The 26,364-nt window shown below is 56.0% G+C and carries 23 protein-coding genes, 1 tRNA gene and 1 pseudogene; 10 read left to right on the top strand and 15 right to left on the bottom strand.

The annotated features are described in order from the left end of the window. Window positions 1–74: 74 nt before the first annotated feature. Window positions 75–1,238, bottom strand: a complete 1,164-nt coding sequence (locus ACVBEG_RS13545; RefSeq protein ID WP_447107849.1) for a helix-turn-helix transcriptional regulator — start codon at window positions 1,236–1,238, stop codon at window positions 75–77. Here ACVBEG_RS13545 and ACVBEG_RS13540 point away from each other — a divergent pair. The 6 genes from ACVBEG_RS13540 (at window position 1,237) to ACVBEG_RS13515 (ending at window position 7,643) form a co-directional block, all read left to right on the top strand. After that, window positions 1,237–1,545: a hypothetical protein gene (locus ACVBEG_RS13540; protein ID WP_447107848.1), complete on the top strand. Its 309-nt coding sequence runs from the start codon at window positions 1,237–1,239 to the stop codon at window positions 1,543–1,545. The genes ACVBEG_RS13545 and ACVBEG_RS13540 overlap by 2 nt on opposite strands. Before the next feature lie 203 nt (window positions 1,546–1,748). Next, window positions 1,749–2,522, top strand: coding sequence for an SIR2 family NAD-dependent protein deacylase (locus tag ACVBEG_RS13535; RefSeq protein ID WP_447108461.1), 774 nt, complete (start codon window positions 1,749–1,751; stop codon window positions 2,520–2,522). A gap of 173 nt (window positions 2,523–2,695) precedes the next feature. Next, window positions 2,696–3,322, top strand: a complete 627-nt coding sequence (locus ACVBEG_RS13530) for a DUF1566 domain-containing protein (RefSeq protein WP_447107847.1) — start codon at window positions 2,696–2,698, stop codon at window positions 3,320–3,322. A gap of 379 nt (window positions 3,323–3,701) precedes the next feature. Next, the gene (locus ACVBEG_RS13525; protein WP_447107846.1) at window positions 3,702–4,247 is read left to right on the top strand and encodes a hypothetical protein; all 546 of its coding nucleotides are present in this window, start codon (window positions 3,702–3,704) and stop codon (window positions 4,245–4,247) included. 127 nt (window positions 4,248–4,374) lie between these two features. Further along, entirely contained in the window at window positions 4,375–5,625 is a 1,251-nt protein-coding gene (locus tag ACVBEG_RS13520; RefSeq protein ID WP_447107845.1) for an AAA family ATPase, read from the top strand. 668 nt (window positions 5,626–6,293) lie between these two features. After that, window positions 6,294–7,643 carry an HNH endonuclease gene (locus ACVBEG_RS13515; protein WP_447107844.1) on the top strand — a complete coding sequence of 450 codons (1,350 nt, stop codon included), beginning with the start codon at window positions 6,294–6,296 and terminating at the stop codon, window positions 7,641–7,643. A 204-nt stretch (window positions 7,644–7,847) separates the two neighbouring features. On the opposite strand, the gene ACVBEG_RS13510 is transcribed toward ACVBEG_RS13515, so the two are convergent. Further along, complete coding sequence (locus ACVBEG_RS13510; protein WP_447107843.1) at window positions 7,848–9,266, bottom strand: IS1182 family transposase; 1,419 nt, start codon at window positions 9,264–9,266, stop codon at window positions 7,848–7,850. 473 nt (window positions 9,267–9,739) lie between these two features. Continuing rightward, complete coding sequence (locus ACVBEG_RS13505; RefSeq protein WP_447107842.1) at window positions 9,740–10,144, bottom strand: DUF6632 domain-containing protein; 405 nt, start codon at window positions 10,142–10,144, stop codon at window positions 9,740–9,742. Between the two features lie 626 nt (window positions 10,145–10,770). Between ACVBEG_RS13505 and ACVBEG_RS13500 the strand changes: the two genes are divergently transcribed. Next, complete coding sequence (locus tag ACVBEG_RS13500; RefSeq protein ID WP_447107841.1) at window positions 10,771–11,817, top strand: DUF4238 domain-containing protein; 1,047 nt, start codon at window positions 10,771–10,773, stop codon at window positions 11,815–11,817. Between the two features lie 175 nt (window positions 11,818–11,992). Further along, a pseudogene (locus tag ACVBEG_RS13495) lies at window positions 11,993–12,778 on the top strand (transposase); the annotation flags it as partial. Between the two features lie 97 nt (window positions 12,779–12,875). Here the strand turns inward: ACVBEG_RS13495 and ACVBEG_RS13490 are convergent. After that, complete coding sequence (locus tag ACVBEG_RS13490; RefSeq protein ID WP_447107840.1) at window positions 12,876–14,309, bottom strand: tyrosine-type recombinase/integrase; 1,434 nt, start codon at window positions 14,307–14,309, stop codon at window positions 12,876–12,878. Between the two features lie 150 nt (window positions 14,310–14,459). On the opposite strand from ACVBEG_RS13490, the gene ACVBEG_RS13485 reads away from it, so the two are divergent. Beyond that, window positions 14,460–14,539, top strand: a tRNA-Pro gene (locus tag ACVBEG_RS13485). A gap of 304 nt (window positions 14,540–14,843) precedes the next feature. Here ACVBEG_RS13485 and ACVBEG_RS13480 read toward each other — a convergent pair. The 4 genes from ACVBEG_RS13480 to ACVBEG_RS13465 form a co-directional block, all read right to left on the bottom strand. After that, window positions 14,844–15,044 carry an OprD family outer membrane porin gene (locus ACVBEG_RS13480; protein WP_443690878.1) on the bottom strand — a complete coding sequence of 67 codons (201 nt, stop codon included), beginning with the start codon at window positions 15,042–15,044 and terminating at the stop codon, window positions 14,844–14,846. A 33-nt stretch (window positions 15,045–15,077) separates the two neighbouring features. Next, window positions 15,078–15,248, bottom strand: coding sequence for a hypothetical protein (locus tag ACVBEG_RS13475; RefSeq protein WP_447107839.1), 171 nt, complete (start codon window positions 15,246–15,248; stop codon window positions 15,078–15,080). Between the two features lie 155 nt (window positions 15,249–15,403). Then, complete coding sequence (locus ACVBEG_RS13470) at window positions 15,404–15,880, bottom strand: MarR family winged helix-turn-helix transcriptional regulator (RefSeq protein ID WP_084317873.1); 477 nt, start codon at window positions 15,878–15,880, stop codon at window positions 15,404–15,406. A 110-nt stretch (window positions 15,881–15,990) separates the two neighbouring features. Further along, on the bottom strand, window positions 15,991–16,848 hold the full coding sequence (locus ACVBEG_RS13465; RefSeq protein WP_322178792.1) for an MFS transporter: 858 nt from the start codon (window positions 16,846–16,848) through the stop codon (window positions 15,991–15,993). 87 nt (window positions 16,849–16,935) lie between these two features. Here ACVBEG_RS13465 and ACVBEG_RS13460 point away from each other — a divergent pair, with 87 nt between their 5' ends. Further along, window positions 16,936–17,814: an AraC family transcriptional regulator gene (locus ACVBEG_RS13460; protein WP_447107838.1), complete on the top strand. Its 879-nt coding sequence runs from the start codon at window positions 16,936–16,938 to the stop codon at window positions 17,812–17,814. A gap of 18 nt (window positions 17,815–17,832) precedes the next feature. Here the strand turns inward: ACVBEG_RS13460 and ACVBEG_RS13455 are convergent, their stop codons facing one another. From ACVBEG_RS13455 to ACVBEG_RS13425, 7 genes are all read right to left on the bottom strand, one after another. Beyond that, window positions 17,833–19,404: a methyl-accepting chemotaxis protein gene (locus tag ACVBEG_RS13455; RefSeq protein ID WP_322216865.1), complete on the bottom strand. Its 1,572-nt coding sequence runs from the start codon at window positions 19,402–19,404 to the stop codon at window positions 17,833–17,835. A gap of 15 nt (window positions 19,405–19,419) precedes the next feature. Beyond that, entirely contained in the window at window positions 19,420–20,184 is a 765-nt protein-coding gene (locus ACVBEG_RS13450) for a class II aldolase/adducin family protein (RefSeq protein WP_322178795.1), read from the bottom strand. Window positions 20,185–20,207: 23 nt separating this feature from the next. Then, window positions 20,208–21,194 carry a ketopantoate reductase family protein gene (locus tag ACVBEG_RS13445; RefSeq protein ID WP_322178796.1) on the bottom strand — a complete coding sequence of 329 codons (987 nt, stop codon included), beginning with the start codon at window positions 21,192–21,194 and terminating at the stop codon, window positions 20,208–20,210. A gap of 107 nt (window positions 21,195–21,301) precedes the next feature. Continuing rightward, the gene (locus ACVBEG_RS13440) at window positions 21,302–22,096 is read right to left on the bottom strand and encodes an ABC transporter ATP-binding protein (RefSeq protein WP_322178797.1); all 795 of its coding nucleotides are present in this window, start codon (window positions 22,094–22,096) and stop codon (window positions 21,302–21,304) included. After that, complete coding sequence (locus ACVBEG_RS13435; protein ID WP_330201091.1) at window positions 22,093–23,895, bottom strand: branched-chain amino acid ABC transporter ATP-binding protein/permease; 1,803 nt, start codon at window positions 23,893–23,895, stop codon at window positions 22,093–22,095. The genes ACVBEG_RS13440 and ACVBEG_RS13435 overlap by 4 nt, the downstream gene beginning before the upstream one ends. Continuing rightward, the gene (locus tag ACVBEG_RS13430; RefSeq protein WP_447107837.1) at window positions 23,892–24,929 is read right to left on the bottom strand and encodes a branched-chain amino acid ABC transporter permease; all 1,038 of its coding nucleotides are present in this window, start codon (window positions 24,927–24,929) and stop codon (window positions 23,892–23,894) included. Before ACVBEG_RS13430 ends, ACVBEG_RS13435 begins: the two co-directional genes overlap by 4 nt. Before the next feature lie 107 nt (window positions 24,930–25,036). Next, window positions 25,037–26,188 (bottom strand): ABC transporter substrate-binding protein, encoded by a 1,152-nt coding sequence (locus tag ACVBEG_RS13425; protein ID WP_322178800.1) that lies wholly within the window; start codon window positions 26,186–26,188, stop codon window positions 25,037–25,039. Window positions 26,189–26,364: the final 176 nt, after the last annotated feature.

Genomic DNA, 26,364 nt, shown 5'->3' with positions numbered 1-26,364 from the left:
CCTTCCTGTTTGGCGCTGCGAGCCCCTCGTTACGGCGATACTCGACATTACAGTCGACCTCCTGTGTTGCTCATTTATTCGCCTTCATAAAGCTGGAGCCCCTTTTGAAGCCGCTGGATTAACCGTTGTTTCAATGCCTCAGGTGCCGTCACGGCGATCGATCCTGTGTGGGATAGCAGCCACCACTCTAACTCCCAGCTATCTGCCACCTGGGCGCGTATCCATCCACCGTCCTCGGAGGACATTGTCTCCATGCCTACCGACAACGGCGTCTCCCGTAGTAAGCGCAACAAACCGGTGCTGACCCACGCTTCAAGTGTAATGGTGCCGGTCGCATTATCTCCGAATTGCATAGCGCCGGAACCAACATAGGATTTGAGATCAAAGTCTTCGATCTGTTGTGCCGAATGAGTTGAGACCGTCAGATCGCTCAAGCGATGAAGAGCATATTGACGAACATCATCGTAAGGTACTGCCGTTGCTACCAAATAGGTAATCGGCCCGCGTTGCACCAGGCCCAGGGGATTAAGTACAAGATCGCTTGCTTTGTCTCGGTGCGCTGAATAGTACCGGCCAGTAAGTTGACGCTCGTTCATTAACGCCATTTGAACAGACGCCAAGCAATCCGCATCAATAGTGGGCGCAATCAATGGCAGGCAAGCGGGAACGCTGGCAACTTTTTCAGGCCATCTTGCCGTTGGTGATTTTTTCTCCAGCGCACTCAGCTTGCTACTGGCCAACGCGAAGCGTGGTTCGAGCACGCCCAGCATGAAGGCCGGGATTAATGGCCTCAATGTGTCATGAACAAGACTCAGCGTAAGTGCTTCGAAGACGGTTACAGCTGAAAGCTGCATGGTTGTGGGTGGTGCCCAACTAAATCCGTAGGGTGCGCTTTTGTCATTCTTTCGTATCGCAAAAACGGTCGCGAGGTCTTCCAGATCGCGCTCGACTGTTCGCTTCGTCGTTTGAAACCCGGCCTCGGCCAAGCTCTCCTGCAACGACCTCGCTGTGGCCCCGCTTCCATGCGTAGGTAGTAGCTTCAACAGCTCCCATTGGCGGCTCAATGTGTTTCTACTGGTATTGGATGGCACGCAGATTCCTCGTTGGCTCAGGCCGAAGGGGGAAAAATCATTGAGACTATTGTCTATGATTTCGCGACCGAATGCGTCGCGCGCGCTCGCGACCTGTACAGGTTCGATTCGCGCATATGATGTTTTCCAACGTAGCGGAGACATCATGAAAGCCAACTCCCCCCTCACCCAACTTCAAATTCAACGGCTGATTGCCTTGAATGATCGCCTCACTGAACTTGAATACTGGTGCATTCAGCGCACCAGAAGCATGGTGGAGGGCTATATGTGGGTACTTTTTTGCGAGGAGCTTTCTAAATACGACAGTTTGGCGGAGTGGGTCGTGGGAGGCGCGGTACTTCATCCGTATGAACAGTCTACGGTGATGTTTCTCGGTGATAAAATATGCGCCGACAAACCTGCTATTTGTACGAAGAATCCGCTCATCCCACCGCATTTGAGGGCGATTTATTAGATTTTTACGGTTGGCTGCGGCGGCTTTCCAACTATTCCGCAGTAACCCCGATGTGGCGGCTAAAACCAGTGCCACGCACTCCTTTAGTTACTCTGACTATCCGGATCATTGGCCGGGTTCTTGACGATAGGTGCTCTTTGCATAGTCCTGCACTGAGGCGTATCTATCTGGTATTGGCACGAAGAAAAAACCGAGGTATCCCGGTGCAATTTGATCAGCGCTTGCTCGATACATTAAAAAACGCTAGGCATGTCTGTGTGTTTACCGGCGCCGGCATTTCTGCGGAAAGCGGAATTCCGACGTTCCGTGATGCGTTAGTTGGTTTGTGGGCACGCTTCGACCCCGCCGCCTTAGCCACGCGCGAAGCGTTCAAGCGTGATCCGGCACTGGTATGGGGCTGGTATGAGTGGAGGCGAATGTTAGTGTGCAACGCGCGACCCAATGCGGCGCATCGGGCAATCGCAGAACTATCCACCATAGTGCCAAAGTTAACATTAGTCACACAGAACGTAGACGACCTGCATGAGCGTGCTGGCAGTATTGAGGTAATCCATCTGCACGGGAGTTTAAACAAGCCACGATGTTTTGCCTGCGCCAAGTTCGCTGTCGCCCCCTTACCGCCACCTAATGAGCCAATACATGGTCGGCACTTGGAGCCGCCGCGATGCAGTTATTGCGGTGGCAAGCTACGCCCTGGCGTAGTGTGGTTCGGAGAGAGTCTCCCAGCCGAGGCCCTCGCGCAGTCCTTTGCCGCAACGAAGGACTGCGACGTGCTGCTATCTGTTGGTACATCAGGAGTAGTCGAACCCGCAGCACAAATACCAGATATTGCCTGGCGGGCGGGAGCGACGGTGGTGCATATCAATCCAGACGCCAAGTGTGTCCGAAGTGCGCGCGAGTTTTGGCTAGATGGGCGAGCAAGTGACGTACTACCACAACTACTGACGAAAGGGTTCAGGTCTGAAAAAGCGTTATAGCGCAAATGTGTGATTAGTCACGAAGTTAACCTCTGTCATATCTACCCACGCAACGGACAAGTGATATAGCGCTGATGGCGTCGCATAACGGGCAACCGATTTAGTGACACAAGACCGGAATCCCGTACTCATACCGCTTACAAGCATTGTTTCCAAAAAAATAGGAAGCCCCCATGAACACATTGGCAGCTATTGTGCAAATCGATCTCTTAATTGGCCAGCCCTACGACGACGGCTTCTTTATTGGCATCACTCACGAAGACGGAAAGCTCTACAGAAACATTCAGGCGCCGAAAGCCTTCGAGCTGAAGGGTGCCATCGGATGCTATGGCGTAGACGTTCCCGGCGCTCGCAGCTATACCGACAGCAGGGCCAACACTGAGGCATACGCCAAGGCCGGTAGCAAACTGGCGAAAAAAGTGACGGCGCTGGTGATCGACGGGTGCGCTGACTGGGGTATCCCGGCGCGAGACGTTCAAGAGTTGCAGTACCGGCACCTCAAGCCAACCGCCCAAGAGAACTACTGCTCCTGGTGTGATGGCGATAATCCTTCGAGCGTTCCGGCGGGCTACCTGTACAGCAAGATATCTCCTGCGCAAACAACCCTGATGGCTTTCCAAGAGGGTGGAGAGGAGGCGTTCGGTACTGGCTGGTATGTGTCGAGTACGGAATTCTCAGCCAACACCGCCTACCTCATGGACTTCAGCGATGGCCTCCAGCACGACGCTTTCAAGGACGCCGAGCGTGCCGTGCGCCCCGTCCGCAGAGTTCTGATCGAGGCAATCCATCGAGACACGTGAATCGCTAAAATGCCCGATCAGAGCGTGTCGGCTGTACTCAGCTGGTTGCTAAGAACGGCATTTATAGTAAATCCTTGGTTCCTGAACGCGGACAGACCTAGCGCAGCACTGGATTACTTAGGCGCCATCGGCGGCAGTCCCGTTGCAACCACCTTGCTTGGCGCCGCTGCCCGAAGTGCGCAGCAACCTCAACAGCTCCCATTGGCAGCTCAGGGTATTTCTTCCTGGATTGGCTGGCACGGCATTTCCTATGTCGTCGGGGACAGGCGATAGCGTCTGCCCTATTTTCCATGAAGGTGAGACGAAATGCGTCGCACTCGATCGCGACTCGAACAACCGTCCTTCAAGCCGATGATGGGCATCGTCATACGGAGGCCTTATGAGACGTTCCTATCCAACCTTCAATCAGCATCAGACTAACCAATTGATCGCCCTGAATCGGCACCTTTCGCAGTTGGAGTACCGCTGCGTTCAGCGCGCCAGGCACTTGGTAGAACATTACAAAGAACTCACTGGCGGCATAGTCGACTGGGAGCAGGGCCAGGATTTCGAGTTAGAGAGTTCCATCAGGTACTACCGAACATTGACGATGGCAGAGGAGCGGGACGAATCAGAAAGCTGTGACGGCCTTGTGCTTCAGACTGGTTTCATGGCAATGCCACCACTCAAGTGGTACTTCCTGAATCCTACCGCTGAACGGGCTGCCTATATTTTCGAAAGGCTATATTTCAACTGGAATGACGGTGTGGAGGGAATAGACGGCCTTAAAAATGAGCGTATCTGTTGGTCGTTCCATGATTTGCATGACCACCATCGGTTGACTTGGGAGCAGATACTCCAGATCGATTCAATCGCACTGGATATCCAAGCAACTCATCAGGGCTTCACCAACTTAGAAGGCTATCAGGCGCTGGCGAAATATTGAGCCGTTGAAATAGCGCAAATATTTCCTGCGAATAAATACGTATCAATCTCAGCCAAACGGCCACCACGTAAACTCACTCATGCATAGGGAACTTATGCTAGACGCTATATCAATCGCATACCTGAATATGATCTCGGCAACAAAAGAAAACCCCATTCTGGCGCCGTTGATCACCTTATCGGTACTGGGTGGGGTGGGCCTCATTCTGCGACGCGCACCCGCCGCGTTTCTGCAATTCTGCAAAATTCAATTGACCACCAGCGTGACCATGCACAATGCCGGGCACTGGGCAAACCGCATAGTGTTTCTCAGCTTCCTCAGCTGGTACACGCGCTTGCCTAGTTCGAAATGGTCTCGCAAACTTTCAGTGGAAGCCGATACCAACGAATCCGACCAGTTGGTCATTGGGCCCGGTTACGGTCTGCACTTTTTATGGTTCAACCATCGGTTCTTCTGGTTCTATAAGTCGGCACTGGAAAGTAGCGGCTCGGAAAGCAACAAGGAGTCAGTGGAAATCTTCACTTACGGGCGAAGCCGAGCACCTATCGAGGCACTGATCGCCAGCTTCAAACCCACACCAAAAGTACAAGGCACGACTGAAATCTATTCTCTGAAGGAGCATGGCTGGAGCCGCAGCGCAATCATCAACGACCGCCCACTGGAATCGGTGGTTATCGCTCCGACCACTCTTAAAACGCTGCTGAAAGCAGTGGATGATTTCTACAGTATGCGCGCCTGGTATGTTCAGCGCGGCTTGCCACACAAGATCTGCATCCTTTTGCATGGCGTACCCGGCACCGGCAAGACCAGCTTGGTCAAAGCCCTCGCTGGTCACTATGGGGTGAATATCTACAAGATGAATATCAATCAACTGAGCGATGACTCATTGGAGCACGCGCTGGGTCAAGTACCCAAAGGCAACTTGATTCTGCTGGAAGACCTGGATTCGAGTGCCGCAGTGCAAAAACGGGTTGATCAACACTCCAACGAGCATGTCGCGCCGGACGCAGAGGTTCGCCCACGCGACAAGCCATCCGGCTACGAGCCGCTGAGCCTGACGGGTGTGCTCAATGCGTTCGATGGGGTCATCCCTTTGGACAACACCCTCCTGGTTTTTACCACCAACCATATGGAGAGACTCGACCCGGCAGTAATTCGCCCGGGCAGAGTGGACCTGATGCTGGAACTGGGCGAGATGCAGGACGCCGAAATCAAACAGTATGTTGACTACGTGTATGGCGAACAGGACTTGTCTGCGTACACATTTGGGCCAGTAGCCGGTTGCTATATCTATGGCCTGCTAATTGAGCACAAGACCAATGTTGAAAGCTTCAAGCTGGCGCTAATCAACCGCTACGGCACCTGCCTACCTGATTGATTGGCGGTAGAGCGTGCCACTTCGGCGACTCGAGGTTGATAACTATGGAAAAGAAACTATTAAAGGTCGATATATTGCAATTTAACCCAGATACCGCATACTTTCTTTCACGCTCAGGAAAACAATTACTACTTAAGTAAGAGTTGCTGCGACCAATGAGCCCGTCGCTCGCTCAGTCGCCTATATAACTCTGTGGAGCTCTGAATCGCCACCAGTTGTATAGACGTCATCCGTGTTTGATCTTGGTCACGAGCGGTCTCTTTCGAGCGACTGCTTTTGGCCGATTGTGTTGAAAAAGTCGGTTTTCCCAAACGGCCGGAGCATTGATCAGTAAAAGCGCCTGATTAGCACACCGCTACGTGAAATCCGAGCCTGGAAACCTCTGCGAAGATTCAGGATTTGAATCTCAGACGTGTACTTTTCTGCCATGGTAACCAAGGCCGACTTTTTCAACAGAATCACTCCACAAAGCAGTCGTTCGAGAGCGGCTATCAATACACAGATTTTTCTCGTCACTGCTAAGCTTTTCAGCCGTGCCGAGGAAACTAGCATCTCATAACCCCAGAATTTTCGTCTGGACTCGGAATGGAGCTGATCCGCCATACGGAGGAATATCAGACGATGCACGATGCAAGATGTTCAATTTTCGAAATTGGGAGTTTTAAGAGATGGAATTGAATAATAAGGAACAGTGGCGGGCGTTCTTGGCGAAAGGTACGGCCGAGTACGAATCTGAGGATGGCAGAATCAACGATAGTCCGGCTAGCGTCGAGCAGTATGCTCAGGCCTTGCGGGAGATTGAAGCAGACATCACTTTCAAACAGAAACAGATGCTAATTGGTCACGCCCTTGCCCCAGGACAGATCCTGAATATGACCGAGTTAGCAAGCTTGGCCGATGGAGAAGGGTTTCAGGTTGCCAACAGTCAGTACGGAGCATTAGGAAAAAGGCTTACTCAGGCACTAGGTCTCGCGAAACCTGCATGGTGGGTTTACACCCTTGCTAGCTTTGAGGATGGGCCAGATTCCAAAAAACGTTTGGCCCATATGCACACTCCGCTACGTGACGCTCTTGAGCAACTGGGTTGGCTCCCTACAGTGGGCAGCACAATTAGCGGCGGGACCATAAAAGCTAACCGCGCTCCAATTTTTCGCGCACCTCAAGTATTGAGCATCGATGAAGTGGTCTTGGGGCTAACGCAAGCAGGCTTTACACAACCTGTGCCACCTATCAAAAAGGTTGCGCGATTTTTACATCCAACATCCAACGAGACGGTATTCGTTAAGCTCAGTTCCAGTGAAAATCCGCATCAACGAACACCGTTAGTGGTGCATCCGCGTTTTGAAGCACACTTGGAAGAATGGCTGCAATTAGCCGGGGTAATTGGAGGTAGAGATCGCTTTTACCACAATGCGGACATGGGCGGCTTCCCTAAGCGGAAGCATAGGGGAGAACAAGAAATTCACTACGGTATCGATCTTGGGCTGCAACATACCCAAGTGCTTCAAGACTTGCTCGCTAAGGTGATACATGCAGCGACGCAGGCCACGGTTGCCGATGGATTCAAGCCAACTGCGACAGTCGCGTTACCCTACAGCCTGGATGATTCCGCTCATAATGATACCGAGCGTGATGCCCTTATCAAAGCCAGGATCGGTCAAGGTGCCTACAGAGAAGCCTTGCTTGCTTATTGGGAGGGCTGTGCGGTAACCGGCTGCATGATGCCCGATATGCTGCGTGCCTCACACATCAAACCATGGCGTTGCGCCAATGCCGAGGAGCGGCTTGACCCCTACAATGGGTTATTGCTGGCACCTAATCTTGACTTGGCTTTTGATCAGGGACTCATCAGCTTCGACGACTACGGCAATGTGATGTTGAGCCCACAATTGGATAACTCCAGCGCCGATAGCCTGCACCTTAGGCGGGGGTTACTACTAAGGAAGATGACGCCTAGGCATCACGTGTACCTAGCGTGGCACAGGGAAAATGTGTTCAGGAGCATGACAGCGGCGTGATTGGTGCACAGCTTCAGGCTCTTCGCATTGGTTACGCAAATATGTACTAGATGCGAACATCAAGCTCGGTCGTCTGTCACTTTGGGCCTCCAAGACCGGCCGCTTTTGCAGACTGTGTGAAAACGCAGTTTCCCGAGGCTAAAAGAAACGCCCCGACTTGTCGGGGCGTTTCCTTTTATATCGTCAGCAGGCGAAAAAGCCTTTTCAGGCCATCAGTTCCATCATCCGGCGTGCACCCAGCACGCTAATGGCTCTTTTCAGGTTGTAAGCGTTCACGGCCAGTGCCATTTCCGCTCGCGCGCCCTCCAACTGGCGCAACAGGAAGCGGCCATTGCCAAACAACCACTGTTTCAGATTTCCGAAGGGGTGCTCAACGATGGATCTTCGGCTAATCATCATTTCCGGATGCGCGAGCATCCTTTTTTCCATTCGTTCGAACGCCTCTTCATGGGCATGCCGCATGACATGGCGGCGTTGCGCCTTGGTGCATCGGGATTTTAACGGGCAGACCGCGCAATCACTGATGGCGGCCTGGTAGATGCGGTCGCCCTTGTTCAACTGTTTGAGCGTTAGCCATTTGCCCGCAGGGCATTGATAGCGGTCTTGCGTGGCATCGTAGGCAAAATCATCGCGTGCGAAGAACTCCTGATCACATGGGTTGAGAGAGCGCTGAACCGGCACATAACTGGTAATCGAAGCATCCTCGCAAGCCTGGAACTGCTTGCCGTTGGAGTAGCCGGCATCAGCGGTAACCGTTAATTCTTCCTGCTGTAGTTGCTCTTTGGCGGCTTTGGCCATCGGCTCCAACTGCTTGCGGTCATCACTGTCCTGAGTGACCTCGTGATGCAAAATCAGGCAATGCTCGGCGTCCACAGCCGTCTGTATGTTGTAGGCGACGCGAGCGCCTTTTGGCGTGCGCATCATTCGGGCATCGCTTTCGTGTGTGTTGAACTGCTCCACGCCAAGGGCATTCATCAGCACCTGGCAGCTCTGATTGTCCTGCTTGCGAACTTCAAGCTTCGCCAGTGCGGTCTTGACCGCACTGCGATCAATCACTTCAGAAACGTCGGCTTTATCGGCTTCATCCAGTTCTGCCAGATACTGGGCAATGCGTTTATCCAACTTCTCCTCTTGGCGCTTGAGCTGCTTTAGATTCAGATGCCGCCGTGCAGAAGCGACCGCCTGGAACTTGCTGCCGTCGATGGCGACCAGTTCTCCTGCAATCAGACCAGCCGTTCGACAAAACCGAACGAAGGCACGGCACGTCGCCACGAAGGCAGGTTTGTTATCTTTTCGGAAGTCGGCGATAGTCTTGAAGTCGGGCTTGAGCCGATTGATTAGCCACATGACTTCGATATTGCGCTGGCACTCGGCTTCGAGTCGGCGCGATGAGCGGATCCGCTGGAAGTAGCCGTAGAGATAGAGCTTGAGCTGATCGGCAGGATCATAAGACGGGCGACCGGTGCCTTTAGGTCGCGCTTTATCAAACCCCAGCTGTATGAGATCCAGCTTGCTCACGTACAGGTCGATGACCCGGACAAGGTGATCCGCAGGGATCAATTCCTCCAGCGAGACCGGAAACAAGCTGGTCTGGCTGCGCGACTCGCCTTGAATGTAGGCCATAACGAAAAATGCCCCATATCTTTCGGTACGGAGCATTTTCGTTGAGCCTTGTGCGGATTGCTAGGTTTTCACACAGTCTGTTTGGGCGTTTTTTTCCTGTCGCGAAGGACGGCAACCGACCGATTCTGTTGAAAAAGTCGGTTTTCTTAAACTGCCGGAAGATTGGTTGATGAAAGAGCTTTTTAGCTCGCTGCTACGCGAAATCTCAGCCTGAAAACCTCTGCGAAGATTCAAGATTTCAATCTCCGACGCGTACTTTTCTGCCGCAGAAATTGAGGCCGACTTTTTCAACAGAATCGACCCAAACCGGTCAGTCGTGACAGGCAGAAAACACCCCTGGCTGTGAAAAAACGCGGGCACAGTCTTGAAGACTGCGTTGCTACGTAAAATCTGTCGGCGCTTGGTTGATCAGCAGACCAAAAAATTGCGTAGAAACGCGATTTTCGTCCCGATCCTGACAGTCAAACCTGCTCTTAGGCCCCATTGTGTGTCCGGGGCCGAGCGGCCAATTGCGAGCGGGGCGTCAAGATGGCCAAAGCAACCGTCACGATGAAGAGCACCGGCACGTCACCTGCCAAGTGCCCCATTTGCCCCGGCTGGGTGACCGCCTGGACGGCCATGATTCCTCCGTGTACGGCGCTAGACCACACGGTGAACCAGATTAGGCTCAGATTGGCTAATGGATCACGTGCGGCCAGGATCAAGAACACGCCAAGTGTGGCGTAGATGCCAACGATCATCATCGGGTAGTCCGAGTGACCGACGTGCCAGGCCCAGCCGGACGGCCAGAACAACATAAGTGGGTAGAGAGCAAGGCACGCGAGGCCAGCCAAAACTAGAACGACGCGCAAATACCTGAGGCGATCGACTACGGTCATGGCGGACTCCTCTTGGGCCTAACTCTAAATTGACCCCAAGTGGGGTGATAACGCCTTCACGGGCTTGGTGGATAACCTTCCTTGTTCTGTCGTTTATCCCTGACTAGGCCGGGCATTGTGACAGTCGGGTGACCGCTGAAGGGGTTTATACACCATGGACGGAAAGTCCAATCTGCTTAATCAGTTCCGGCAGTAGACCAAGCATAGCTACTCATTTGCTATCGCTCCGTCCACCGGCTGCTTCTGGCCGATTCTGTTGAAAAAGTCGGCCTCAGTTTCCATGGCAAAAAAGTAAGCGCCTGAAATTGAAATCCAGAATTTTCGCAGAGGCATTCGGACTAAGATTTCACATAGCGGCGTGCTAAAAGGCGCTTTCACCGATTAATTTTTCGGCAGTTTAAGAAAACCGACTTTTTCAACAGAATCGGCCGATTGCTGACTGCCGCAACACGCAGCATTGGGCAGCGCGTTGCTAATCATGGTTACGAAGCGTGCTGGTCAATTCCGATGCAACTGGTGATCAGATGCCATGCAAATGACTGCTCAAATCGAATGCAAACGGGTGGTCAAGTGGAGTGCGATTTCATATACCTTAGAGTTCTGCCTGTCAGGAAGAGCATCGCTACATGGACAAGTTCGAAAAGCTGATATCGAAACCGCATTTGGAAGGTCCAAAACAGCAGCACTATGTCCCGAAATTTTATTTGAAGGGCTTCTCCACCGATGGTGTGCTGACAGTCTTTGATCGGATGAAAGATGAGATTCGAGAGCGACAGCTACCAGAGAACGTAGCGAAAGTCGGACACCTGTATACCTTTCAAGACAAGGAGGACCGCAAGCGGTTTGACTTGGAGAAGCTTTTCGATCACGTCGAGAGTGAGGCTGCGCCAATCTTGAAGTCACTGGCCAATGGTGACCGAATTAGCTCCGCTGAGCGCGAATCTTTTGCACTCTTTCTTGGTCTTTCGGCAGTACGAACACCGGCTTCTATCGCAGATGCGAGAAGCGTCTATGCGGGATTTGTAAAGGCGCGGTCGCGCCTGATCTTGGCGGACGAGCGTCGAACCCTTGAAATTCTCAGAAAAATGAACGGTGACGGCGCCGATGATGTGTTACTGCGGGAGCAAGCCAGAGACGTCTCAAAAATGGCTCGAGATGAGTTCCATGACCTAGACGTCAAGGTGGACCCGCAATTTGCATTTCTCCGCTCTTTGGAAACTTGGCACATCGTGGCCAAACAATTGTTTGAGCGCGACTGGATGGTCCTACATGCAGCCGGAAATGATCAAAGCTTTCTCACATCGGACTCGCCGATCGTGCTGTTCTCGACTTCGACCGCAACTCGCAATCTACCAATAGGCTACGGCTCACCCCATGCGCAGATCCTGTTCCCTTTGACATCAACGTGTGCGCTTGTGGCGGAGGGATCATTGGGACGAATAGGCCGAAGCGATATCGAGGTTGATGCACTGCGTCGCTACAACATGACCGTTGCCCAGGATTGCCATAGGTTTGTAATGGGAGGGGATTCAGACTTAGTGGAAAGCATCACCACTGAGCTTGGTCTTGCGAGGACGAAGTGGCAACCTAAGTCGAGCGTAGAGGTTTGGTCTCGGAGGGAAGCTGACGGACGCGTCTCAGCTGGAGCTTATGTGAAGCGTAAGGGAGCGTAAACGCACCTGGCTATGAAAAGTGGCTGACCCAGCCGTCAGGCAACAAGAGCAATCGACCGGCAGCATACGAATGACAGTAATTAGTCGCGAGCGTCCGCTACTGGCCGAGGCTGTGTAAAAACGCCTTCGCGAACCCTTGCTATGATTTCTGAGGATTTCATCGCAGGGATCGCCCATGAAGCGCTTCATTCAAGGTGAACATCGGGGCCAAAGTACATTGCTCCCCGAAAGCCTCGACGATTACGTGACCGATACCAACCCGGTGCGTGTAGTCGATGTCTTCGTCAACGAACTCGACCTGGGCAAGCTCGGTTTTGAAGGTGTCATGCCAGCAAGTACAGGCCGACCTGCTTACCATCCCGAGATCCTGCTGAAGATCTACATTTATGGCTATCTCAACCGCATCCACTCCACCCGGCGCCTGGAGCGAGAGACGCAGCGCAACGTCGAACTGATGTGGCTGACCGGCCGTTTGATGCCTGACTTCAAGACCATTGCGAACTTCAGAAAAGATAACGGCAAAGCCATTTCCGGTGCCTGCCGCCAGTTCGTCGTGCGGTGTCAGCAGTTTGGATTATTCGAAGAAAGCCTGGTCGCTATCGATGGCAGCAAGTTCAAGGCGGTTAATAACCGCGACCGCAATTTTACAAGCGCCAAGCTGCAACGGCGGATGGAAGAAATTGAATCAAGCATCAACCGGTATCTGACGGAACTCGACGAAGCCGATCAGCAAGAACCGTCGATCTCACGGCCCAAGGCTGCCCGTCTGCAAGAGAAGATCAACAAGCTAAAAGCTCAGATGAAAGAGCTTCAGGTCATCGAAACCCGGCTTAACGAAGCGCCGGATAAACAGGTTTCACTGACCGACCCGGACGGTCGATCCATGATGACGCGAGGCACTGGAGTCGTCGGCTATAACATGCAGACGGCGGTCGATGCTAAGCATCATTTGATCGTGGCTCTGTGCATTAGAGCAATACAACGCTGAGGGCCCTTTTATCCATGGTCAGCTCGTTGTACTTCAGATTGTTTGGGAAATTGAGGCCGTAATGGTGGAGTTAGGTGGGCATCAGCAGTAATTTTGCGTGAAATTGCTTCATGAGGTCCAGAGTGCCAATTTCTTCGTCTGGATCAGTATGGAAGTCGTCGTCAAGTGCTTTTAAGAACGCCTCGCCATCTTTGCCGACGATGACCTCTAGGGTCTTACCCAAGTCCCGCCAGGCGCGGTTCATGTCTTTGCGAGGGTCATTGAGCAAGTACGCTTTTTGAACCGCATCATGAACGATGTGGTTTAGGCATAGCTCTGCGATCTCAGTAGAGAAACCTAGCTGTTTGATGAGTGTTGAGCCGCTTCGTCGAAGATCATGCGGTTTCCAATTCTCATCGGCTACTACCAGCGACCGAGTTTGAACCGTGCGTCCTTCCAAGGGTTTCTGGCCTTCTGGGAGCTGACGGTCGTGGGCGTGCTTCGTCAATGTCTTCTCATGCACTGGACCGTCACGCTTGGAATTTGGTACGCACCATTCGCTATCTCCGTTGTATTGCAGCAATTCGTTAAAATGATCGAGCGCAAATTTCGAAAGATTGATGGTTATAGATTGTCTGTTTTTTGCTACGTCTGCCGGTATTGTCCACGTTTTCTTTAACCAATCGATCTCTTTCCATTTGGCAACACCAATCTCGCCGATACGGCAAAGCGTTGAGAGGCAGATCATGAAGCAGATTTGAGTGGGGCGGTTTAGGCTGCATGATTGCATTTTTTGATAAAGCGATCTGATTTGATGGGGGGGCAGAACGCGATGTCTGGGGATGGGTTTTTTGCCGATGTCTGCCTTTTTCAGGTTTGCTGCTGGGCTGCTTGTTAATATTTCGCGTTCCACTGCGAAGCGGAAGAATTGTTTCATGTCGCTAAAAGCGATTTGCGCCTGCCGGTTCGCTCCGCGCGCCAGCATGGCGTCGGTCACTGCGAGTACGTCAGCTTGACGCACGTCTTTCATTTCTTTACGGCCTAATAAAGGTAATACATTGTTCTCAAAGTTAGCCCTGATCGCGTCACCTCCATCATGTCGGTTCAAGGGTTTGTCTGACTTCATCCAGCGTTCGAAGCACTGCTCTACGATCACTCGGGCTGCTTCTTCGCGCTTTTTCGTTTCAATAACTTCCGCCCGACGAAGCGCTTCGGTCAGGCGCTCACCCATCGGATCCGCCCCCCGGTCAATATCGGTTTTTTTGTTTTCAGCTTCTTTGCGGGCCGCTGCGACGCTTACTTCTGGAAATTGGCCGAGCGTCATTCGGCGATTCTTCCAGGTCTCACCCACTCGAATTCTGTAGCGCAGCACCCAAGTCTTGGTATTACCTGGGTTGATTCGGAGTTGCAAGCCGGCAACCTCGGCGTCATTAAGTTCATATTGCTTTTGTGTCGGCTTAGCGTCGCGGCACTTGTCGGCCGCGAGTTTGGTGTGTTTAGGTATTTTCTGGGCTGTGCTGGCCATAATGCCACCTTGGGTTCAGTGGGGGTAATAATAGGGCACACATAGGGCACATGGAAGCGTCTGATTCACCACGAGTCGTGGTGAATCGGGTTTGGTCTGAAAGGCCCATGGAATCGGGTGACAGCCCCATAAACATTGGCTGTGGTGACATAGGATGAAGCCTGTTGACTAGGTAGCGCACTAGCATGGGGTGCTAGGGGTCGAGTGTTCGAATCACTCCGTCCCGACCATATAATTCAAAGGGTTGCGAGATTTTATCTCGCGACCCTTTTTTATTTTTGGTCGTTTTTACCCCTACAAAACGACTGGCTCTGGGTGGAATCCTCAGCTGATTCCAAGGTCGGTGTTTGTTCCGGGCAGGGCTTTGGTCCAGCTTGATAAGTGAGCTGGATCGACGATTTCGACCACGCTAATGCAGCGCGATCCAGCGGTAAGAGCCTCCTCAGAAGCGATGTTCATCGCTGTCCCGTTGCGTGGACACTCCGGTGCGCAGTGAGGCGTGGCGCAGGGCAATCTCAGGTCCTTCAGCGGGCCCTACTGGACCACGTAGCTCACGGTCAGGTTACGTTCCCACTCACTTTTGTCGCCAGTGGGAGTACGTATGTTTGAGTCGCTTTCGTACATGCCCAGGAAACTCGGGCCGGGAATCCCGACTTTCGCAAAGTCATAGCTATGGCGAGCCAGCCAAGTGGTTTCCCCGGCGCGCTGGAACTTGCCGATCATCGATTCAGTCATGAAGCAGGCGGTCGAGCCGTCGCCCTGGCTCAATCAGACTGCATCGCTGTCGCCGCTGACTTGTTGCAGGCCGGCGGCGAAGGTGGGGCCGGTCACCAGATAGGTGAATTGCGCGCTGCTCAGGCGACTGTCGACCTTGCCTTTGGTGACGCCGTCGCCGTAGTAGTACTGCAAGGTCATGTCTTTGGTCGCTCTGTAATTCACGCACTGCGCGATTGCCTGTAAAGGGATCAGCTATCGATGGTGAATGCTGTGCCTATAAAAAAGCAGAAATCTAAATCATCGGATTTCTGCTGTACACGGCCGCTATTCAAGGCGTGCAAACTATCGCCAATGCCCACCGCGTCGGTCGTCGCGGGTCAGTCTTCCGGCAGGTTATTGAATATTTTTTCCAGCGTTCCGTTCAGTTTGGTGATCTGGGCTTCGGTCAGGCCTTTGAAACTGGTGCGGAAGATATCGCTGGTGCCGTGCTGGATTTCTTCAATGGTATGGCGGCCGACATCGGTGAGTGAGACCTGAGTCACGCGTCCGTCGCTGGCGCTGGTGTTGGTTTCTACCAGGCCGTCGGCTTTCATGCGATAGACAATTTTGGTGATGGTCGAGAGCTTCGCGATGGCGTGGATGGAGATTTCCGAAATGCTCGACTCGCCATTTTCCTTGAGGATGAACAGAATCCGCCAGCGCGGTATGTCCATATCGATTTTTTTCAGCGCTTTCTCCATGGCCATGGAGTAGCGACCGTGCAGGCGAGCCAGCCAGTAGAAGGGAAACTCTTCCTTCTTGAAGTCTTCGCTGGCGGGGTTGTATCGGCTCAGGCGCTTTTTCGGGGTGGTCATAAAGGTTGGCGTAGTCTTTCAGGTGAGCGGGTTTGATAGCGGGCGTCATTGTCGCGCCGCCCGCGGCAAAAAACCAGCAGACACGCCGTAGCGTGCCTCAGGTGAGGACGTCAGGCCAGGCCTTCGTGTTTGAGGCTCTCACGGAAGTGGCGGCACCCCTTGATCAGCAAGAGCAGGGTGAGTGCGACGGCGAAGGCATTGAGCAGGGAAATCGATGAGCCGACCATGGCCGGATTTTTGAATAGCCGGTCGGTGAGCAGCGCGACCAGCGTGGTACCAAGACCCAGGCCGATCAGATTGGAAATCAGCAGGAACAGCGCGCTGATCTGCGCTCGCATCTGATTCGGCGGCAGGATTTGCATGGCCGCGGTCGAGGCCGGCATTGGGAACGAAGCGAAGAACATCGCCGGTGCCAGCAACGCCACGGACATCCACAGTTCGCTGACCTTGGTGAACGCGATGGCGGGCACGGCCATGCCGATCGCTCCGATGACTCCCGCACGGATCGGCGCATCGCTGTAGCCTTTTTTCGCCAGCCAGTCGATCAGCCAACCGCCACAAAACACGCCACTGGTATTGGCCAGCAGCACCACGATCCCGAGCATGTAGCCGGTATCGCTAGGGGCGAGGCCGAATTTGCGCATATAGAAGGCCGGGGTCCAGCTGAGCATGCAGAACAGTGTCATCGCGTAGAACGAAAACCCCAGGTAGTGGCAGAAAAAGGTCTTGCGGTGCACTGTCAGGAACTTGAATGCCTGTTTCATGCTGGGCGCGTGGACATTACCCGCCGCATCCAGCTTCAAGCCCTTGTTTGCCTTGACTCTATGCATCAGGCGCAGAGGCTGTTCCGGGCGCGCAGAAAGCGTTTGCGTGGCGTGAAAATTGCTTTCCATTTCCACTAAATTATCGACGTGCCTGCGGGTAACAGTGTCATTTTCTGGAGGTGCTTCAGCATGTTCGATCAACACTCTTCGCTCCGTCATCATTGCCTTCTGAGTTCCGGCGGGTTTGGCGAGGTCAAGGATCGGGTCAGTCATTACCTGTAGCCCCACCAGATGAAAATGCAGCAGGGCGGCGCCCTGCAATCGCAGCTGTATGGCGTGTTTTTCGGCAGCTCGGCGTTGTTCGATCTGCACTACGGTGCACCGGTGGAAATCGACGCCGGGGATATCAGTGGCTACTACCTGATTCGGGTCACCCTGGAAGGCAGCGGCATGGTCAGCCTGGGCAAGCAGAGCGCGATTTTGCGCAAGGGTGGGCTGACCATTTCTTCGCCTTCTGAACGCAGTTTTATTCGTATCGACAAGGACTGCCGCAACCTGATTTTGCGCGTCGATCGCCAAGCCCTCGAGCGTCAGCTGCAAGTGTTGCTCAACCGGCGTTTGCGTCAGCCGTTGCTGTTCGACATTCAGGTCGACGCCGAGCATCAGGGCATGGCGACGGTAAGGACCACCCTGGATTACATCTGCCAGCTCTATGGCGACGCCAGCCAGACGCTGCTGACCTCGACCATGGGCGGGAGCCTGTCGGACTATCTGCTGTCGGTGCTGCTGACGCAGTTGCCGCACAATTATTCGGTCGATCTGCTGCAAGACCAGCGCCAACCAATGCCTCACCACGTCAAGAAGGCCCGCGACTTCATCGAACAGCACCTGGCCGAACCGATTGCGCTGGCGGGCCTGGCGCAGTTCTGCGACGTGTCGATCCGCACCTTGCAAAATGGCTTCACGCGGTTTCTTCAGCAAACCCCCAGCGACTATGTCCGCACTCGTCGGCTGGCTTTGGTTCACGTAGCCCTGCAGCAGGCTGGCCCGACCGACAGCGTGACGGATATCCTGTTGCGTCACGCTGTCGCCAGCTTCGGTCATTTCGCCATGCAGTACCGCAAACAGTACGGCTGCCTGCCTTCCGAGACCCTGCGACGTCAGGCCTGATGCATGAGGATGAATCGTTCAGCCCTGTAGAAACCGCTGGGCCAGGTCGAGTTGGGAGTTGGCCAGTTGATGCAGCTCCTCGCCGATCTGGGTACTGCGTCGGGACTGATCGCTGCTGGTTTGCGCCAAATTCACGATCTGGGAAATCTGGCCGTTGATCTCTTGCGCGACTTGACCTTGCTGTTCGATGGCCGAGGCCATTTGCAAACTCATGCCGGAGATCTGTCCGACTTCCTCGCAGATGCGCCGCAACGCGGTTTGGACCTGCGATACGTCTTCGCTTGACTCCCGCGCGGCCGATTCGCCGCGTTGCGCTGTGGCGAGGGCCAGGGCGCTGCCTTCACGCAACTGCTCGATGGAGCGCTGGATTTGTTCAGTGGATTCGCGGGTGCGGGTCGCGAGGCTGCGTACCTCATCGGCGACCACTGCGAAACCGCGTCCGGTCTCGCCGGCGCGTGCCGCTTCGATGGCCGCGTTCAGCGCCAGCAAATTGGTCTGTTCGGCGATACTGCGAATCACATGCGCGACGCCGCTGATTGATTCGATCGATTCCGCGAGGCGGCTGACGGCTTGGCCAATTTCCTCGACCGAGGTGCACAGGCCGGTCATCGAACGCTGGCTTTGCCCGGACATCCGGTCACCATCGCGAGCCAGGCGGTCGACGGCTTGGGTGGCTTCGGCCGCGTGTTGCAGGTTGCGCGACAGCTCTTGGATCGTGGCACTCATTTGATGGACCGCCGCGGCGGACTGCTCGGCTTCTTCAAGTTGCCGTTGCAGGTGCCCGGATTGGGTCTGCACCAGTGTCGACGATTCTTGCGCGCGTTGACGCACGGTCTCGCCGTTGATCCGGATGCGCGACATGACCGTGCGCATCCGCGTGTTCTGGCTGTTAAGGGCCATGTCAAAACGGTTGGCAACGCTGGCGCTGCCTTCCTGAAGCGGGGCCAGCAACGCGTCGCTGTAGACCTGATCGTGCCGGGCCATGATCCGGCGGACGTCCGCATGTTGTCTGGCTCGCCATTGCCAGCTCGCGGCGAATACTCCGCCGAGCACCAGAAGGCCGGGTGCCAGGTCGATCTGTCCGACAACCATGGCGCCCGTGACACCAAACCCCAGCAGCCAGGCGATGCCCTGAGTGCTGGCATGCTCCTGCACGCGCCGGGCAAAAGTCAGTGGGCCGTGGCCGTCATTCAAGCGTCGATAGAGTTTTTCCGCTCGCAGGCTTTGGGCGGCGTCCATCGGGTGATACGCCGTACCCAGCGCATTCAGCTGACCGCCCTCCAGCAGTGGCACCACATAGAGATTGCACCAGAACGTCGTGCCCTGTTTATCGCGACCCATCATGGGCGCTGTCCAGGGCACGCCGCTGCGCAAGGTCTCCCACATACGATCAATGACTCGCTTGGGCATCAGCGGATGATTGATCAGTTCGTGCGGTTGGTTCAGCAGCTCCTCTCGGGCGTAACCACTGAGCGCCACATAGGCATCGTTGCAGGCCATCAGATGGCCGAGAGTATCCAGGCGCGAGATCGGGATTTCTGGCTGCGCCGCAACGATGACCGGTGGCGTGTATTCCTTTGACTTAGCCACTGAATGCTCCCGCGATTACCAGCACTGGCCGCGTTCGGCGCGCATTTTGCGAACCATGGCGTCGAAAAATTTTACAGCGAAGCCGCTGTCCCGAATGAGCATGGCCGTGAGTTCGGCACACTTCTGGCTGATCGCTTCAGGCAGCGGATTGTCCTCACCGCCCAGAGCGCCGGCCTGGCACTGGATTTCGGCGGCGCGCTGCACTGTCCACAGCAGGAAGAACGCCTTGGCAATGCTGCTTTCGCCGACGGCAATGCCGTGATTGCGCAGCACCAGGATGTGCTTGTCACCAAGGCTGTCGATCATCCGCGCTTTTTCGTCGTCGAACAGCGTGATGCCTTCGAAGGTGTGGTAACCGATCCGTCCGTAGAGTTGCGCACCGTAAAAGTCGTTATGGGCAAAACCGGCCTTCTTCATGACGATGGCCGATATCGGCGTGGTGTGCGTATGGATCAGGCACTGGATGTCCGAACGGGCACCGTGCACCGCGCTGTGCAGGGCGAAACCGGCTGGGTTACCGTCGTAGGGCGAGTCCTCGAGCTTCTTGCCGTGCAGGTCGACTTTAAGCAGGTTCTCTGGCGTCACTTCGGTGTAATTGAGGCCGAACGGGTTGACCAGATAATGGTGCGCCGGGCCAGGAAGGCGTGCGGAAATATGGTTGAAGATCGTCTCGGTCCAGCCGAAGAAATCCACCAGGTGGTAGCAGTGCGCAAGTTGCACGCGCAGTGCCCATTCCTCGTCGCTGTACGCATGCGGTTTTGCCATTAGGGTGTGGTCCATGTCGGAGTCCTTGTCGTAGTGAGTCAGTGACGGGCCTGTTCGCCGCGAAAGCGTGCCAGGGCAATGAGGTGTCGAGTAACGGGCATCGGGATCGCCATGCCATCGGCCAACTCCAGCACTGCGTCGCCGATGGCGGCCAACTCCAGAGGGCGACCTTTTTCATAGTCCTGCAGCATCGAGGTGCGCACCGCGCCCATGCCGGCGCCGAGTTCGAGAAAGGTCCGTGGATCGATGCTCACGCGCGCGCCGTACGCGGCGGCCGTGAGCAAGGCTTCGTGCAGGCAACTGCTGACCAGGTCGCGCAACTCCGGCAGGCTGTAAAGTTGATCAAGCGTCGCGCCGGTAATCACTGAGAGCGGGTTGGAGGTGAGGTTGGCGATGATCTTGGTCCACAGATTGTCGCGAATGCGGTCGGTGGCTCGTGCTTCTATGCCGACACTTTCGATCAGTGCGCGCACACGCTCCAGCCGGGCGCTAAGGCGGTTGTCAGGCTCACCGAAAATCATCAGGTGCGGGGTGTTCGATTCAGCCACGGCGTTGGCCGGGCAGTGCGCGGTGATGAACACCACGCAGCCGATCACGTGGCGCAGGTCCAGGGCCTGGTTGAGTGTCGACTGCGGATCAACCGCGCTCACCCGTTGCCCTTCGTAGCGTCCACCTTCACCGTGGAAGTACCACCACGGCACGCCGTTGATCACCGGGATCACCGCCGTCTCGGCGCCGATCATCGGTTGCAGTTGTGGCAGCAGGCTGGCCAGGGCTTGTGCCTTGGTGCAGAGAAAAATCAGGTCTTGCACGCCAAGGCTGGCAGCGTTGTCGCTGGCCTCGACTCGCACATGATGATGACCGTCCAGATCGGATAAGTGGATGCCGTCACGGCGGATGGCGGTCAGGGTTTCACCTCGGGCCAGTACGTTGACCGTATGGCCGTTACCCGCAAGACGGGCCGCTAGGGTGCAGCCGATGGCACCGGCGCCGGCGATGCCGATGCGCAAGGAGGAAGCGTTCATCGTGACTCCGGATTATTCACAAGGGGGCGATAGGTTGTTGAACACAACAACAGTCCCCTGTAGGAAGGCCGGCTTGCTAGTAAGCCAGCTCCTGCAAGGGCGCGGTGTCAGTTGGCGAGCATTTCCTGATGCTTGCTGGCCAGGCCGAGATAGGCTTCGATCACGCGTGGGTCATCAGCCAGTTTCTGCGCCGGGCCTTGCATGGCGATCTGACCGGTTTCCAATACATAGGCGTAATCGGCTACCCGCAGGGCGGCACGCGCGTTCTGCTCGACCAGCAGAATCGATACCCCTTGCTCACGCAGCGCGGTGATGATGCGGAAGATCTCCCGGGTAATCAGCGGCGCCAGGCCCAGGCTCGGCTCGTCGAGCATCAGCAGCTTGGGCTTGGCCATCAGCGCCCGGCCCACGGCGAGCATCTGCCGTTCACCGCCGGACAACGTCGCCGCCAATTGCTCGCGGCGCTCCCACAGGCGCGGGAACAGTTCGTAGATTTCGCCAAGCGTTTCTCTGTAGCGACGGTCGCCCCGGCGATGCCGTTGAAAAGCGCCGAGCAGCAAGTTGTCGGCCACGCTCATGCTGGTGAACAATTCGCGTTTTTCCGGCACCAGGCCAAGGCCCCGCGAGACCATCACTTCCACTTCCGGCAAGGTTTCCAGGCTGCCGTCGAAATGCACCTGACCCCGGGAGCCAAGCACGCCCATGATGGCCGAAAGCAGGGTGGTCTTGCCGGCGCCGTTGGGGCCGATCACCGTCACAATCTGGCCCTTGCCGACGGTCAGGCTGGCGTCGCTCAGCGCTTCGACCTTGCCGTAGGCCACGCTCAGGCCTTTGATCTCCAGCACGGCGTCGTCGACCTGGTTGCGCGGTGCGAGGTGCGGTTCCACTTGCATGTTCATCATTCAACTCCTCCCAGATAGGCTTCCAGCACGGCCGGATCCTTCTGTACGTCTTCGGGCAAGCCCTGGGCGATCCGCTGACCGAACTCCATGACCACCACGCGATCGACCAGGCCCATGACGAAGTCCATGTCGTGCTCGACCAGCAGAATCGCCATCCCTTCGCTGCGCAGGCGACTGAGCAGGATGCCAAGGGCTTCTTTTTCTTTCAGTCGCAGGCCAGCGGCGGGTTCGTCGAGCAGCAGCAGGCACGGATCGGCGCACAAGGCGCGGGCGATTTCTAGAATCCGCTGTTGGCCGAGTGCCAGGCTCCCTGCCTCTTCATACAAATAGTCGCCCAGGCCTACGCGCTCAAGCTGACGTCTGGCTTCGCCGAGCAGTTCGGCTTCCTCGCGACGATCAAGGTGCAGGGCCGCCGCCAGCACGCCTTGTTGGCCACGCAAATGCGCGCCAATGGCGACGTTCTCCAACACGCTCATGTTGCCCAGCAGCTTCACGTGCTGAAAGGTGCGACTCATGCCCATGCGCGCCACTTGCCGGGAGTTCAGGCCGTTGATCTTTTGACCCATGAACAGCACATCGCCGCTGCTCGGTGTATCGACGCCGGAGAGCTGGTTGAACATGGTGCTTTTGCCGGCACCGTTGGGACCGATCAGCGCGAGGATTTCACCCGAACGGATTTCCAGGCTCATGTCGTTGTTGGCCACCAGTCCGCCGAAGCGCTTGGTCACATTCCGCGCCTCAAGGATCAGCTCGCCATGTTTGGGCAGTTGCCGGCGGGGAAGGGGTGCAGCCTTGGCGTCGACATTCAGGACCTTGGCGCGGACCCTGAACCGGGCCGGTATCAGGCGCGTCAACAAGGGCCACAGACCACACGGTGCGCGCTGCATAAGCACCACGATCAGGATGCCGAATACGATGATTTCGTAGTTGCCGGTGTTACCCAGCAAGTGCGGCAACCAGTCCTGCAACCATTGTTTGAGCATGGTCAGGACGCCCGCGCCGAGCAGGGCGCCCCACACGCTGCCGACACCACCGATCAGGGCCATGAACAGGTAATCGATGCCCATGTTCAAACCGAACGGCGTCGGGTTGACGAAGCGTTGGGTGTGCGCATAGAGCCAGCCGGAAATGGCCGCGAACACCGCAGAGATGACGAAGATCACCATCTTCGAGCGGAAGGTGTTGACCCCCATCGACTCGGCCATTACCTGGCCTCCCTTAAGTGCGCGAATGGCGCGGCCTTCGCGAGAATTCAGGAGGTTCTGCGTGACGACGATTGCCAGCAACAGCAGGGCCCAGATCAGGTAGAAAATATTCTCGCCCTTATCCAGCTTCAGGCCGAACAATGAAATCGATGGCAAGCCGCCGACGCCGGTATGACCGCCGAGGGATTCCAGGGTGCCGAACAAGTAGTACAGCGAAAGGCCCCAGGCAATGGTTCCCAGCGGCAGGTAATGCCCTGACAACTTGAGTGTCAGGGCGCCGAGAATCAGTGCCACTGAGGCGGTGAGCACCACGCCCGCCAGCAGCGTCAGCCACGGTGACGCTCCGGCCCAGGCCAACCATGCCGGCAGTTGTTCAGTGGTGGTCAGGTAGGCTGAGGTGTAGGCGCCCAGCCCGACGAACGCGGCCTGACCGAAACTGGTCATGCCGCCGACACCCGTGAGCAGCACCAACCCCAATACGACCATGGCGTACATGCCGATGTAATTGAGCAGGGTGACGTAGTACGGCGGCAACAGCAGCGGCGCGACGCCCACCACCAGTAACAGGGCAAGCAACAGATAGCGCGAATTCATTCTTCTTCCTCCACATGACGACTGGTGAACGAACGCCAAAGCAGGAACGGAATAATCAGCGTGAACACGATGATCTCTTTGTAGATACTGGCCCAGAACATCGAGAATGCTTCGATCAGGCCCACCGCCAGAGCGCCGAGCGCGGCGACCGGATAGCTAACCAGTCCGCCGATGATCGCGCCGACAAAGCCTTTGAGGCTGATGACGAAACCGGAATCGAAATACAGCGTGGTGATCGGCGCGATCAGGATCCCCGACAGCGTGCCGATCAGCGCGGCGAGCAGGAAGGTCGACTTGCCCGCGAGGGTCGGCGAAATACCCATCAGCCGGGCACCCATGCGGTTGACCGCGGTGGCACGCAGGGCTTTGCCATACAGCGTGCGCTCGAAGAACAGGTACAGCCCGACGATCAGCCCCAGGGACACGGCCAGCACCCAGAGCGTCTGGCTGTTGAAGGTGACCGGGCCCAGTTCCAGGCCAGCTTCGGAGAACGGTTGGGTGCGGGCGCCTTCAGGGCCGAACAGCAACAGCGCAATACCGACCATGCTGACGTGCACGGCGATCGATACAATCAGCAAGACCAATGAGCTGGCCGAGGCGATCGGCTGGAACACCAGTCGGTAGATTTGCGGGCCCAGCGGAACCACCAACGCCAGCGTCAACAAAGCCTGGACCGCCATCGGCAATTCGGCCAACGGCAAGGTGTTGATCAACACCGCCAGCAGGCCTGTATAGCCAAGCTTGAAGAGAATGCGCACGGGGCACCGAAAGGCCTGGCTTGAACGTGCCGCGCCCCATACATCGAGTGCACAGTCGATCAGCGTCAGGCCGAGCAGCAGCCAGACCAGAGCAGTCGGGTGACCGCTCTGCAACGTGGCCATGGTCAAGGCGCCGTAGGTCACGAATTCACCCTGGGGAATCAACAGGATCCGGGTCACGGTGAACACCAGGAGGATCGACAGGGCCAACAGCGCATAGATCGCGCCGTTGGTCATACCGTCCTGGCCCAGCAGCATGGCTATCTGGAAATTCATAATGAGAGCTCTTTTCTACAGATTGAATATCAGGCCCGATTGCCGGCGCGGGTTGACTCGCCGGCAATCGGGCAGGGCGCGCAGTGGGCTGTGCGCCCGGGTTTCGATCAGTTGTCGTGCAACAACATCCAGTTGCCGTTCTTCACCACGATCAATTCGCGACCGCGCTCGTCGAAGCCGCTGTGGTCCTGAGGCGTCATGTTGTAAACGCCTTGGGTGCCGGCCAGTTCGTGGCTTTGCTCAAGCGCATCACGCAGGGCTGCACGAAATTCGGGAGTGCCCGGTGCCGCTTTTTTGGCTGCAATCGGGATCGCCTGCTGTAGCAGCAGACCGGCATCGAAGGTGTTCCCGCCGAAGGTCGCCGGCTTGCTGCCGTTGAGCTTTTCGTAGGCCGTGGTGTAGTTGCTGGCGATTTTCTTCGAAGGATGGCTGTCCGGGATTTCATCCAGTACCAGCATCAGGCTGGCCGCCAGAATGGTGCCCTCGACTTTCTTGCCGCCCAGCTTGAGGAAGTCTTGCAGCGCCGCGCCGTGGGTCTGGTAGACCTGGCCGCGATAGCCCTGATCGAACAGGGTGGTCTGCGGCATCACCGCCGAACTGCCCGGCGCTGCGACCAGCACTGCATCGGGGCGGGTGGCGAGAATTTTCAGGCTCTGCCCGGTGACCGAAGTGTCCTGGCGCTGAAAGCGCTCGTTGGCCACGACCTTGATATTCTGCTGCGCTGCCAGGCCGGCCATGACCTTGGCCCAGTTCTCGCCATAAGGGTCGCCGGTGCCGATGAAGCCGAGAGTTTTCACGCCTTTTTTAGCCATGTGTTCGAACAGCGCCTTGGCGATCAGGTCATCGTTCTGCGTGGTCTTGAATACCCATTTCTTCTGCTCGGTCATTGGCAGCACCACTGCAGCGGTGCCGACCGGTGCCAGCAATGGCACGCCTGCCTCGGCGACGAACTGGATCACGCCCATGGCGTTGGGCGAGCCGCTCGGGCCGATGATGGCATCGACATTTTCTTCGTCGATCAGCTTCTTCAGCGCCTTCACCGTAGCGGTCGGGTCGCTCGCATCATCCAGAGAAATGTATTTCACCACCTGGTCGCCGGCCTGGGTCGGCAGCAACGGCACGGTGTTTTTCTGTGGTAGTCCGACCAGTGCGATCGGTCCGGTGGAGGAGGTAATGACACCGACTTTCACATCCGCCTGCGCAGCGGCGGCGCAGGCGGCACTCAACAACAACGTGGGCACGGCTTTTCTGAAAAGCATGACTTTCTCCGAAGAGTTGCAACGCTGCAAAAGGCTAATGGCCAGCCTTCCCGACCACGACGTGGTGCGAGTACGGCCCTGTTTTAGTTATCGAACTGTGGCGACACCCATGGTTTGTTACCGAGCCATCAGGGTGCTGCTCGACCATGAGCGATCGGTCGAAGGCGAAGAGGGCA

The organism is Pseudomonas sp. GG8 (assembly GCF_052976945.1).
This window is presented reverse-complemented; position numbering and strand designations above follow the sequence as displayed.

Coding starts and splice junctions, on each gene's coding strand:
- ACVBEG_RS13500 (WP_447107841.1), top strand. CDS start 10,771: ATGGACAAGTTCGAAAAGCTGATATCGAAACCGCATTTGGAAGGTCCA.
- ACVBEG_RS13430 (WP_447107837.1), bottom strand. CDS start 24,929: ATGAATTTCCAGATAGCCATGCTGCTGGGCCAGGACGGTATGACCAAC.
- ACVBEG_RS13510 (WP_447107843.1), bottom strand. CDS start 9,266: ATGGCCTACATTCAAGGCGAGTCGCGCAGCCAGACCAGCTTGTTTCCG.
- ACVBEG_RS13445 (WP_322178796.1), bottom strand. CDS start 21,194: ATGAACGCTTCCTCCTTGCGCATCGGCATCGCCGGCGCCGGTGCCATC.
- ACVBEG_RS13545 (WP_447107849.1), bottom strand. CDS start 1,238: ATGATGTCTCCGCTACGTTGGAAAACATCATATGCGCGAATCGAACCT.
- ACVBEG_RS13480 (WP_443690878.1), bottom strand. CDS start 15,044: ATGACTGAATCGATGATCGGCAAGTTCCAGCGCGCCGGGGAAACCACT.
- ACVBEG_RS13470 (WP_084317873.1), bottom strand. CDS start 15,880: ATGACCACCCCGAAAAAGCGCCTGAGCCGATACAACCCCGCCAGCGAA.
- ACVBEG_RS13525 (WP_447107846.1), top strand. CDS start 3,702: ATGAGACGTTCCTATCCAACCTTCAATCAGCATCAGACTAACCAATTG.
- ACVBEG_RS13450 (WP_322178795.1), bottom strand. CDS start 20,184: ATGGACCACACCCTAATGGCAAAACCGCATGCGTACAGCGACGAGGAA.
- ACVBEG_RS13435 (WP_330201091.1), bottom strand. CDS start 23,895: ATGAATTCGCGCTATCTGTTGCTTGCCCTGTTACTGGTGGTGGGCGTC.
- ACVBEG_RS13540 (WP_447107848.1), top strand. CDS start 1,237: ATGAAAGCCAACTCCCCCCTCACCCAACTTCAAATTCAACGGCTGATT.
- ACVBEG_RS13490 (WP_447107840.1), bottom strand. CDS start 14,309: ATGGCCAGCACAGCCCAGAAAATACCTAAACACACCAAACTCGCGGCC.
- ACVBEG_RS13460 (WP_447107838.1), top strand. CDS start 16,936: ATGAAAATGCAGCAGGGCGGCGCCCTGCAATCGCAGCTGTATGGCGTG.
- ACVBEG_RS13515 (WP_447107844.1), top strand. CDS start 6,294: ATGGAATTGAATAATAAGGAACAGTGGCGGGCGTTCTTGGCGAAAGGT.
- ACVBEG_RS13530 (WP_447107847.1), top strand. CDS start 2,696: ATGAACACATTGGCAGCTATTGTGCAAATCGATCTCTTAATTGGCCAG.
- ACVBEG_RS13520 (WP_447107845.1), top strand. CDS start 4,375: ATGATCTCGGCAACAAAAGAAAACCCCATTCTGGCGCCGTTGATCACC.
- ACVBEG_RS13505 (WP_447107842.1), bottom strand. CDS start 10,144: ATGACCGTAGTCGATCGCCTCAGGTATTTGCGCGTCGTTCTAGTTTTG.
- ACVBEG_RS13440 (WP_322178797.1), bottom strand. CDS start 22,096: ATGATGAACATGCAAGTGGAACCGCACCTCGCACCGCGCAACCAGGTC.
- ACVBEG_RS13425 (WP_322178800.1), bottom strand. CDS start 26,188: ATGCTTTTCAGAAAAGCCGTGCCCACGTTGTTGTTGAGTGCCGCCTGC.